This window comes from Moorena sp. SIO4G3, assembly GCF_010692305.1.
Lineage (GTDB): Bacteria > Cyanobacteriota > Cyanobacteriia > Cyanobacteriales > Coleofasciculaceae > Moorena > Moorena producens_A.
Genome location: NZ_JAAHIG010000317.1, coordinates 1 through 10,239, shown reverse-complemented (window position 1 = coordinate 10,239; position 10,239 = coordinate 1). Strand labels below are relative to the sequence as shown.

The window sequence follows — 10,239 nt, the reverse complement described above, 5'->3', positions numbered from 1 at the left end:
TATAGATATAGGTGGTTTAAACCTAATTAATTTAACCATTTTTAAAGTAGGTAGTACTGAAGTATCTATTAAATCCCTAATAAAACTAGTACTATCTTTAATGATAGTAATTTTTCTGGCTAGTACCCTAAAAAACTTTCTCAAACAACAGCTACTTCCCCAAATGGGGATTGATGAAGCTAATCAAGCAGTCATCGCTACAATCATCAGCTACGCATTTGGGATATTAGGCATTGTAATTGTTCTGAATAATAACTTTGACTTGGGTTCATTAGCCGTTATTGCTGGTGGCTTAGGGGTTGGAATTGGTTTTGGACTACAGGATATAACTAAAAACTTTATCAGTGGTGTGACATTACTATTAGAACGAACAATAAGAGTTGGTGATTTTATTGAATTTGATGGGTTATCCGGATATGTTAAAGAAGTCTCGATGCGGTCTACAATCATCCGCACAAGGGAGGGGGGAGATGTAATAGTTCCTAACTCTCATCTGGTAGAAAACCGAATGCTTAACTGGACTTTTGACAGCTATAAAGCCCGTATACACATACCTGTAGGAGTCGCTTACGATAGTGATCCAGTATTAGTGACAGAAGTCCTGTTAAAATCTGCTTATTTAGAACCATCTGTCTTATCTGAGGCGACACCAAGAGTTCTTTTTAAAGGGTTTGGTGATAGTGCTTTAAACTTTGAACTTAGGGTATGGGTTAATCGAATTGATCAAGAACCTTTGATAAGAAGTTCTTTGAATTTTATTATTGAATATAATTTACGTCAGCAGGGAATCTCAATTCCTTTCCCTCAAAGGGATTTCTGGCTGCGCAACCCTGAAGCCCTGATGGGGAGAGAGATTAAGCGCCAAAATATTGAAACTATTGAAGAAACTATTGAACAATCAACTCAGCAGTCCTTCAAAGTTAAAACACCTAGACCTTTAGCGTTACGTGACTTACTGCGGCAGGTCGATTATTTTAAAAATTTTACTGAATTAGAACTAAGGCAATTAATTGAAATTGGATACCGAAAGCGCTTACGTCCCTCAGAGATGTTATTTCATGAAGGCGACCCTGGAGATGCGTTTTATATTATCCTAGCTGGTTCTATCGAAGTCTTTGTAGAGAGGATTAACAAAACTCTCAATAGTCTTCAGGCAGGTCAATTTTTTGGCGAACTTTCGTTAATGTTAGGCGTACCAAGAACAGCATCAGTTAGAGCATTAGAAGAGTCACTATTATTTGTAATTAGCAATAAAGGTTTTAAACAACTATTGCAGGACTATCCAGATCTATCTGAGATCATTGTCCAGGAATTAGGCAAGCATCAGGAAGAATTAGCTGAGCGACAAAAACAGATGCGGAAAATGGGGTTGTTGGATGCAGCAGAAGATGACAGAAATCTTCTAGTTTGGGTTCGCAAGCGAGTCAAGAGGCTATTTGCTCTTTAATAGCAAGTAGCAGGATCAGTTTGTTGAGTGTTAAGTGTTGAGTGTTAAGTGTTGAGTGTTAAGTGTTGAGTGTTGACAGTATCATGGAATGAAATGTCAACAGAAAACTATTTAGCTTAGCCGTCACCAAACCTTATTTATGGCTAAACCAAAACCAATTCCAGCGATTACTCTGCCACCGGCTGCAAATCCTCAGCAGGAAGGTGAATGGTTACGAGAAACTCTTGCGCAATGGCTAGATCAAGAGTTTCTCCCAGAAGCAATTAATCAAACGATTGCACAACGCGCCGCCCAGATTTTCGTCCGTCAACGGATGGAAGGAGAAAATGATTTGGGTTCACTTGTGATTGCTATTGTTACAGAAATGCAGTCGTTTGACTTTCGAGAAAGTTTTTACGGGGAATTTGCGATCGCTAACGCTGTCAGTGACCTACTCTTAGAAAGTCTTGGGATTGATCGCTGTTGTGGGCAGTAGAGATTTCAGGTTGAACGCGCACGCGTGGCCTATTGGCCAAGGTTTTAAGGTTGAAAGTTCCCAGAGCGTCATGCAAGAGCCCGTTGAAGCTCAAGGCAGAGTGGCTATGCTCCTCTTAAGTAGGAAAACCCTAAGGGTAGACTCGGGTATGTCAGACAACCTAAAACCTTCAACCAGTTAACCTGCAACCAGTTAACCTGCAACCTGTAACCTGCAACCAGTTAACCTGCAACCAGTTAACCTACCAGCTTGACTTAACCACACCTGGCAATAGACCTTGGTGCGCCCATTCGCGCAAGACATGGCGAGATAGTCCAAAGTCTCGGTAGTAACCTCGAGGACGCCCTGTAACCCAACAACGGTTCCGCACACGGCAGGGGGCGCTGTTGCGGGGAAGCTGTTGCAGTTTGCGGTGGATCTCTAACTTTTCTCGTTGAGTCGCAGCATTTTGAAACTCTTCCTTGAGCGCCTCCCGCTTAGCTGCGTACTTTTCTACCATTTTTTTGCGCTTTTTTTCGCGCTCAATCATTGATTTTTTAGCCATTAATTCTTGAAATTCTATCTAAAAACAAGACACTGTCTTTTTATCTTATCCGATGAGCTTAATCAGAGGCTGTTACAGTAGCGTTAGTTTTCCAGCTATCTGTTGTAGTAGTCGTTGCCTCAGCCAGATCGGCACTGGTACATAAGTCCGCCAAAACACAAGCATCACAATCAGGTTTTCGGGCTTTACAAATTGCTCTACCATGATAAATCAGCCGAATCGACCAGTTTTCCCAATCCTCCTGGGGCAAAAGCCCCATTAAATCTCGCTCAATCCTAATGGGATCAGTGTATTCTGTCAATCCTAAACGCTGACTGAGGCGCTTGACGTGAGTGTCTACCGTGACTCCCTGGTTAATACCATAGGCATGGGCAAGTACTACATTGGCGGTTTTACGAGCCACTCCAGGCAACTTGAGGAGTTTGTCCATTTGTTTCGGTACCTGACCACCGTATTCCTTAACAATCATGCGGCAGGCACCTTGAATATTTTTCGCCTTATTACGATAAAAGCCAGTAGAGCGCACTAAAATTTCCAAGACTTCTATATCAGCACTAGCGATCGCAACAGCATCAGGAAACTGGCCAAACAACCCTGGTGTTACCTGATTCACACGTTCATCCGTACATTGAGCTGAAAGAATGGTTGCTACCAGTAACTGTACTGGCGTTTCGTAATTCAGTGTGCAGGTTGCTTCCGGATAGAGTCGCTTAAGGCGAATTAGAATCTCTAGAGATCGTTGCTGCTTGGCAGACGATTTACGGGTAATACTCATGGGTTGGAAGGTTGGAAGGTTGGAAGGTTGGAAGGTTGGAAGGTTGGAAGGTTGGAAGGTTGAAAGGTTGGAAGGTTGGAAGGTTGGAAGGTTGGAAGGTTCAATGTTGAGAAGATCTCGGGTAAATGTCTTCTGAAGCTATACCAGTAAAACCCACAGGATAAACTAACTTAGGTCAAGAAATCTTTGAACCTGTAACCTGTAACCTGTAACCTGTAACCTGTAACCTGTAACCTATAACCTACAACCTATAACCTACAACCTGTAACCTACAACCTGTAACCTGTAACCTGTAACCTGCAACCTGCAACCTGCAACCTGTAACCTGTAACCTGTAACCTTTAACAACCAAACACGGGTTACTGGAATAAGTTTTGTACCCAAACCAGGTTAGCTGTATCTCGAATAATCAAGAAAACACCTAAACCCAGAAGCAGCACTAGCCCAGTTTGCATAATATTCTGCTGTACTTCCATGGGCAAGGGCTTACCTCGAAGTCCTTCAATCAGTAAGAAAGCCAGCTGACCACCATCAAGGGCTGGTAGGGGCAAAATATTAATAATCGCTAGATTTATACTAATCAGAGCTGCAAACTGTAAAAGATTGACAGCATTGGAACGAGCAATATCGGCTCCAATCGCCACAATTGCCACTGGACCTGACACTTGTTCCGCCGTTTCGCCAAAATTACTCAGTAGCTGACCAAAGCCTTGCAGGGTTAAGACTGTAATGCGTTGATATTCTTCGGCACCACGACTGAATACCTCCAGCAAACTACCAGCACGTTTACGCACTTCCTCTCCATTGGGAGAGAGTTGTACACCAATTTTTCCTTTACCATCTATCCCTAGTTCCGGAATCACCTTCAACAGTAGCGTTTGTTTTTGACGCTGAATCCGCATTTGAAGGGGCTGGTTGGGATGATTTTGAATCGCTTTCATCAGGAAAGTAATCCCTTCCGGGTTTGCTTCCAACCCTTGACCATCTACGGCGAGAATTATGTCTCTTGGTTTGATACCTGCTTCTGTAGCCACTAAACTGCTTTCTGGGGCAAGTTTAGGCACTACCACACCCGGTTGGTAGTTGAATTGGGAGATGCCAACCATTCCTACCTGAGCCACAAGCAGGAAGTAAGCAAAGACTAAGTTAGCAATGACACCAGCACTGATCACAATTGCCCGGTCTAGAATCGGTCGGTTGCGGAGCAAATTGGGGTCATTGGGGGGAATATCGCTATCGGGGTCATCATCAGGAAAACCCACAAACCCCCCTAGGGGAATCGCTCGCACTGCATACTCAGTTTCTGGACCCTGATATTTCCAGAGAATTGGACCAAAGCCAAGAGAAAAGCGATTGGCATAGATTCCTTGCAGACGAGCTGCCATAAAATGACCAAGCTCGTGAACAAGAATCAAGACTGCCAAAACTGCAATCGCCGCCAAAATTGACATATAAGTGAAGAATTTATTTAATGTAATGTTAACTTCATTTTTCTATTGTATAGGCATTGCAATTAGGTTCTAGGCTAATGGTTCTAGGCTAAGCAGGTTCTGGCAAGGGTATGAAGCGCCCCAAGTCAAGCACAGAGACTGTCAACTGTGCCTTTTATACCTAACAGTCAACTGTGCCTTTTATACCTAACACCTAATATCTCACAGCTAATATCTCACAGCTAATACCTAACACCTAATACCTAACACCTAATACCTAACACCTAATACCTAGAATTTAAGCTAATGGTATTACAACAGATCTCGCCCCATATAAGGCTGTAGAGCCTCTGGTATCTTAACCGTTCCATCGGGTTGTTGATAATTTTCCAGAATGGCTGACATAGTACGCCCCACTGCCAATCCTGAGCCATTGAGAGTATGAACAAAGTTAGTGCCTTTTTTGCCGGACTCTTTGAAACGAATCCTACCCCGCCGTGCCTGGAAATCAAAGCAATTAGAGCAACTGGAAATTTCCCGATATGTACTTTGCGAAGGCAGCCAAACTTCTAGGTCATAGGTTGTAGCGGCTGAGAAACCTATATCCCCTGTACACAGTTCTACAGTCCGGTAGGGTAATTTCAAGGTTTCCAAGATCGCCTCAGCATTCTTAAGCAGCTTCTGATGCTCTTCGGAGGAGGTACTAGGCTCAACAATTTTCACTAGCTCAACTTTATTAAACTGGTGTAGTCGAATTAGACCCCGGGTATCTCGTCCATAGCTACCCGCTTCCCGGCGAAAGCAGGGGGTGAAGGCACAGAGATTAATGGGAAGTTGCGATGCTTCAAGGATTTCGTCTCGGTAGAGATTGACCAATGGGACTTCTGCTGTGGGTGCTAACCACAAATCATCATCAGAGCACTTGAAGCTGTCCTCGGCAAACTTGGGCAACTGACCGGTAGCGGTTAGGGATTCACTGTTGATCAGTACCGGTGGCATCACTTCCGTATAGCCAGCAGCAATTTGCTGGTCAAGCATGAAGTTAATCAGAGCTCGTTCCAAAGCAGCACCAGCCCCGATTAATGTCACAAATCGACTCTGAGCGATTTTCACCCCTCGCTCAAAGTTAAGAATGCCGAGTTTTTCGCCAATTTCCCAATGGGGGAGAATCTGGAAATCCTTGGGAATGTACTCATCACCCCAGCGATGGACTTCCACATTTTCGGCTTCACTCTTGCCAATCGGTGTGGATTCCCAGGGCAAGTTGGGCAGGGATAGCAAGAGGGTGTTCAGCTGGTCTTTTAGGTCTTTTTCTTCGGGTTCCAGTTCGCTCAACTTAGTTTTGATTTGGTTACCCTCTTCCTTGAGCGACTGAATTTCTGGGCTTTGTGGAGGACTACCCGATTTGATTTTTTGACCAATCAGCTTACCAATTTCATTACTACGAGCCTGCAACTGGGTGCGGGATGTTTCTAGCTCCCGCTGACGCTGATTCAGTTCCAGAATAGGTTGTAGGTCATATTGATTGACACTACGTCGGTCGAGTAGTTCTTGAACCTTTTGTGGATTTTCCCGAATTTGCTTTAGGTCAAGCACAGATTTTCTCTTCTAAAATGGAGCGATCGCATGATCAGTAATCATCTGAGCAACATGGATCTAAACTTCACCAATGTGCCACAGTTTTCTTGCCAACGGCAATTAACTTCTCCTGGGAGTAGGGAGTAGGGAGTAGGGAGTAGGGAGTAGGGAGTAGGGAGTAGGGAGTAGGGAGTAGGGAGTCGGCTGGTGAGCTGGTGAGCTGGTGAGCTGGTGAGCTGGTGTGAGGTATGTTGGCTAGCGACTGACTCGATTAAATAGCCACAGGGAAATGGCTATGCCAACAAAATTAGCAAAAATAGTGTTGATGTTTGCCTGCACAACAAACAGGTCTATCGGTGGAACATCATTACAAGCCAACCCAACTGAATTTTGTTGCTCAGCTAGAGCTAGGGCTACAAGGCTGCCTATGACTGCAAATGAGCCAATGATGGTCAATAACATTCCTACTAAACTGACTATCAAGCCCAGCCTAATCGTTTGAAGGGTTTGAGCTTTGCTTGGTATGTCTGACCCATTGGCAGCTAGCAGCCGACTAGCGATTCCAGTGTAACGGTAGGCAAAATAAATGCCTATACCTAAAGCCACTAGTCCACAAACTACGAAAAAAAGACCGAAGCCGATGCCTTGACCCGCTTGATTGTCAGGTTGAGGGCTGGCAAGGGTAAACCCTGCAAACACTAAAATCAGGGTAGAAATCACCCCTAGGATTAACTGAGTCCAGAAGGAAATCCAACCGAATCTGCGCAGCGTTAGGGCAATTTTTTGACGAGCTGGTGGGATGGAACTGTCAGGTATCTCTCGCATGGGGGCTGTGTCCCTTGAGTAATCACTTTTGAACCGCCTACCACGCGCTCCGCAACGCGAAAAGACGTAGGGCTAATCTTGGGCTGGAAGCTAAACACCCTTGTCGTCGGTCGGGGAGGGTCAGCAACCAACTTTATTGTGACAAGGATTGATCACACTCGCAATTCATCCCTAGCTAAATCGCAGATAAATGGCTGAGAGACTTCTTGCGGGAACCGTTAATTTTCTACAAAACCTGCCTGAATGGGTTGTATGTGAGATGATCGACATTAATAGTTCACTTTTGTGTTACACTAACCCCCACTTATACCAATCCCCACTTACACCAACCCCCACAAAAATTATTAAGCTTTAATGGATTTAAATTGTCAATGGCGGTTTATCGGGGGATGGGTAGATTGGGGATGGGTAGATGGTAGACTCGCTTTTGCACAAGTGGCAAGATCTGAAATTGAAATGGATATTAGCTTAGATATTAATCCCTCCATCCCCCCATCCTTCCATCCGAGATCATCCTCTCTAGCTCACATCAATGAAATTGGTGTTACTGGTCTCCGTTGTCTTCTTTCCCGATGTTTCCCTTGATAGTCGGAAGTTTAGGATCAGGGTTTCGAGCAATTATTAAAGTTGATCTTTACGTTTTAGGTGTGTTAAGTCGAAAATTCATTAAACTTTCATCAAATTAGGGAGGTATTTAAACCCTACGCCAGAGATTTTTAAGTTATAAAGTGTGATAGCGATGTACCTACCCAGGTTAATCGTTTAAATAAAACTCACTGCAAAACGCGCGTGAATTTCCCAGGGTGCCTCCAACCATCAGTATTTGCCAGAAAACCCTCTAATCCCATCTAGAAGAACTGGGAATTCCAACTACATATGCAGATGAAATTCGAAGATATCTATAGCTTTTTCCAAGATCCTCCACCCAACTATCTCAATAAAGAATTAGCCGTATGCTATGTTCTATCGGTGTTGTTGCAAGGAGAATCTTATGGAACACAACTGATCCAACAACTAGAACAAGAATACCCCACCTATCGACTTTCAGATACTGTCCTCTACAGTGCACTGAAGTTTCTTGAAGAAAAACAGGCAATTTCAGCCTACTGGCAAAAAGTAGAAGGAAGAGGACGCCCACGCAGGATGTATCAAATCTGCCCAGAGTGGCAGGAGAAAGCTATAGAACTTGCCAGTTTTTGGCATGACTATATGGCTGAGGAAACAGTGGGGAAAATTCAGTCAAGGACTCCCTGCCACCAGTCTGTTGTTGAGTCAGTTAGGTAGGGAAGTAGCAATTTTTTCCAGGGTGCTTTCCCGTGAAAACCCTGGTGGCATAACAGAAGTCAGGTGATGCATTGTCTTGCCCAGATCTGAATTCAGGTGAATTCAGGGCGTGCTAGCTGCTAGCCATCTACCCATACCAGTATCTTACAGCCTCTAGCTAGTGGGTACGGAGTAGCGTGACCTGACCAAAGCGTGTCTAATAACTTGTAAAGTAGTAGCAAAGGATGTGTATTTTTATAGTTAATATTCAGTGAATACCACTATTCTTGCTTCTACACTTTGGCTAACTCTTTTATTAGCAGTAGGTTTGTTTTTCTTTATTCGAGCCTCTGTGAAAGACCGAATACAACAAGTCAAGTTAGCTTCCCCAGAAACAGAAGAATCGCTTCTAAACCAGTTGAAGCAATATTTTTATCAAAGAGCCTACCAGGTGGTGGCGGTGGATGCTGCCACTAATCAAGTCACGTTCCAGGGGATAGTCCGACCGAGTTGGTTTATGGCTATCTTTTTAACCGTCCTAGCTGCCTGTGGTATACTCTGCTTATCCCTAGTGCTATCTATTTTGTTTCCGACTTTGACTAAGGTGTTTTTGGGGCTAGTGGCACTAGCTCCTGTTGCGGGCGTTTTTTATTGGAAAAAAGCTGAACGACTCGAACAGGTATCTCTAAAATTAGAATCAGCGTCTACCCAAGCCCCTGGGGATCAAGGCGCTGCGGAGCAATGTTTGGTTATAGTCACTGGCCATCGCGATGAACTAATACAACTTCAACAGTCTGTCAAACTAAAACCCTTGTCGTAAGCAAGCAGGGTTTGACATCTTCCCACACTATAACCAGAATAGGTAAAATTACCAAGATACTTAGCCCTCCTCAAGCCTTTGAGTTTGAGGAGGGCTAAGTAAAAGCACTTTCAATAAATATTACCAGTAAGGTTTCAGCGGCTACGAGCGACAACCCCTACCTTTTTTAAGGGAGAGTTGATTAATCGCAAACTGGGAAACAGAAAATGATTCTCTTCCACATATTGGGCACCGAAGAGCCCTTTTTCTGCCCAGAAATAACGGTCTGTGGTATGCTCGTTACGTTTGACCAGTAGTAGGGCAGGTGGAACTATCCCTTGTGACCGAATGTATGCGCGTGCTGCTGTAACCGGTTTATACTCGCCACTTTCTAGATTGTACTGAGGTACATGCTCAAGTATCTTGCGCCCTTCTTGGCGGCGGCGACTCTTACGCTTACGTCTTCTTGCCAACCTTTTTACCTCCTCTTTTTGCTGGCAATTGTAAAGATAGTTACAAAAGCCGTCGAAATTATATCGACTCTTTCTAAAAAGATCAAGCTCTTGTCATAGAACTAAACAACCCGGCTGAAACCTTTGACAGCAATACTTTAGGGGATTTTCCGTTTCCTCATTACCTCCGGAAAATTAATACAAAAATTTAATAGTTTTAATAAAACTTAAATATAATTAGAAAAAATAGCCTTAAACTCATCTCACAATTACACTGATCAGGTGATGGGGTGATGGGGTGATCAGATGATCAGGCAATGGATGTAACAGATATTTGCCAGAGGTCTAATGACTGATGACTGATGACTGATGACTGATGACTGATGACTGATGACTGATGACTGATGACTGATGACTGATCACTAAGGCATAATAGTCAATTGTGTGACATCCTCCTACACTAACCTTCGGTATAGTGTAGGCTTCCCATCCTCACAAACGGGTATTCCTGCCCCAGATGATTAAACACCTTTGCGCCACTTATCTAGGATTTCTCCCCCGACAGATCGACTTGACAAGCGGTTTCCGTTCCCCGAATTGTCCACGGGTACTAATTCCAATCCTCGCCATCTAATCATCTGAGCGGCGGCA

At 44.0% G+C, this 10,239-nt stretch carries 11 protein-coding genes and 2 pseudogenes; 5 read left to right on the top strand and 8 right to left on the bottom strand.

Annotated elements, in window-relative coordinates; genetic code table 11:
* Position 1 precedes the first annotated feature (1 nt).
* Positions 2 to 1,447: a cyclic nucleotide-binding domain-containing protein gene (locus tag F6J99_RS34635; protein WP_293119950.1), complete on the top strand. Its 1,446-nt coding sequence runs from the start codon at positions 2 to 4 to the stop codon at positions 1,445 to 1,447.
* 139 nt (positions 1,448 to 1,586) lie between these two features.
* A complete protein-coding gene (locus F6J99_RS34630; RefSeq protein WP_293119948.1) occupies positions 1,587 to 1,922 on the top strand; it encodes a hypothetical protein in 336 nt (111 codons plus the stop codon).
* Between the two features lie 241 nt (positions 1,923 to 2,163).
* Here the strand turns inward: F6J99_RS34630 and rpsN are convergent, their stop codons facing one another.
* The 7 genes and pseudogenes from rpsN to F6J99_RS34605 all read right to left on the bottom strand — a co-directional run bounded on the left by rpsN (position 2,164) and on the right by F6J99_RS34605 (position 7,074).
* Positions 2,164 to 2,466 carry a 30S ribosomal protein S14 gene (gene rpsN, locus F6J99_RS34625; protein WP_293119946.1) on the bottom strand — a complete coding sequence of 101 codons (303 nt, stop codon included), beginning with the start codon at positions 2,464 to 2,466 and terminating at the stop codon, positions 2,164 to 2,166.
* 58 nt (positions 2,467 to 2,524) lie between these two features.
* Positions 2,525 to 3,241 (bottom strand): endonuclease III, encoded by a 717-nt coding sequence (gene nth / locus F6J99_RS34620; RefSeq protein WP_293119944.1) that lies wholly within the window; start codon positions 3,239 to 3,241, stop codon positions 2,525 to 2,527.
* Positions 3,225 to 3,293 (bottom strand): annotated as a pseudogene (locus F6J99_RS45830) (hypothetical protein); the annotation flags it as partial. The gene nth and the pseudogene F6J99_RS45830, both read right to left, overlap by 17 nt.
* Positions 3,289 to 3,345 (bottom strand): annotated as a pseudogene (locus F6J99_RS45825) (hypothetical protein); the annotation flags it as partial. The pseudogenes F6J99_RS45830 and F6J99_RS45825, both read right to left, overlap by 5 nt.
* A gap of 255 nt (positions 3,346 to 3,600) precedes the next feature.
* Positions 3,601 to 4,692: an RIP metalloprotease RseP gene (gene rseP, locus F6J99_RS34615; RefSeq protein ID WP_070392826.1), complete on the bottom strand. Its 1,092-nt coding sequence runs from the start codon at positions 4,690 to 4,692 to the stop codon at positions 3,601 to 3,603.
* A 291-nt stretch (positions 4,693 to 4,983) separates the two neighbouring features.
* Positions 4,984 to 6,267: a serine--tRNA ligase gene (serS, locus tag F6J99_RS34610; protein WP_070392825.1), complete on the bottom strand. Its 1,284-nt coding sequence runs from the start codon at positions 6,265 to 6,267 to the stop codon at positions 4,984 to 4,986.
* Positions 6,268 to 6,504: 237 nt separating this feature from the next.
* Entirely contained in the window at positions 6,505 to 7,074 is a 570-nt protein-coding gene (locus tag F6J99_RS34605; RefSeq protein WP_070392824.1) for a DUF3611 family protein, read from the bottom strand.
* A 354-nt stretch (positions 7,075 to 7,428) separates the two neighbouring features.
* On the opposite strand from F6J99_RS34605, the gene F6J99_RS34600 reads away from it, so the two are divergent.
* The 3 genes from F6J99_RS34600 to F6J99_RS34590 all read left to right on the top strand — a co-directional run bounded on the left by F6J99_RS34600 (position 7,429) and on the right by F6J99_RS34590 (position 9,157).
* Positions 7,429 to 7,659 carry a hypothetical protein gene (locus tag F6J99_RS34600; protein WP_293119941.1) on the top strand — a complete coding sequence of 77 codons (231 nt, stop codon included), beginning with the start codon at positions 7,429 to 7,431 and terminating at the stop codon, positions 7,657 to 7,659.
* 297 nt (positions 7,660 to 7,956) lie between these two features.
* A complete protein-coding gene (locus F6J99_RS34595; protein WP_070396653.1) occupies positions 7,957 to 8,358 on the top strand; it encodes a PadR family transcriptional regulator in 402 nt (133 codons plus the stop codon).
* 250 nt (positions 8,359 to 8,608) lie between these two features.
* Positions 8,609 to 9,157: a cofactor assembly of complex C subunit B gene (locus tag F6J99_RS34590; protein ID WP_070392822.1), complete on the top strand. Its 549-nt coding sequence runs from the start codon at positions 8,609 to 8,611 to the stop codon at positions 9,155 to 9,157.
* A gap of 134 nt (positions 9,158 to 9,291) precedes the next feature.
* Here F6J99_RS34590 and F6J99_RS34585 read toward each other — a convergent pair whose 3' ends face one another.
* A complete protein-coding gene (locus F6J99_RS34585; protein ID WP_070392821.1) occupies positions 9,292 to 9,609 on the bottom strand; it encodes a DUF3155 domain-containing protein in 318 nt (105 codons plus the stop codon).
* Positions 9,610 to 10,239: the final 630 nt, after the last annotated feature.

What these genes read in the sequence shown, in the direction of transcription:
- F6J99_RS34630 (WP_293119948.1), top strand. Translation starts at nt 1,587, where the DNA reads ATGGCTAAACCAAAACCAATTCCAGCGATTACTCTGCCACCGGCTGCA.
- rpsN (WP_293119946.1), bottom strand. Translation starts at nt 2,466, where the DNA reads ATGGCTAAAAAATCAATGATTGAGCGCGAAAAAAAGCGCAAAAAAATG.
- nth (WP_293119944.1), bottom strand. Translation starts at nt 3,241, where the DNA reads ATGAGTATTACCCGTAAATCGTCTGCCAAGCAGCAACGATCTCTAGAG.
- rseP (WP_070392826.1), bottom strand. Translation starts at nt 4,692, where the DNA reads ATGTCAATTTTGGCGGCGATTGCAGTTTTGGCAGTCTTGATTCTTGTT.
- F6J99_RS34605 (WP_070392824.1), bottom strand. Translation starts at nt 7,074, where the DNA reads ATGCGAGAGATACCTGACAGTTCCATCCCACCAGCTCGTCAAAAAATT.
- F6J99_RS34600 (WP_293119941.1), top strand. Translation starts at nt 7,429, where the DNA reads ATGGATTTAAATTGTCAATGGCGGTTTATCGGGGGATGGGTAGATTGG.
- F6J99_RS34595 (WP_070396653.1), top strand. Translation starts at nt 7,957, where the DNA reads ATGAAATTCGAAGATATCTATAGCTTTTTCCAAGATCCTCCACCCAAC.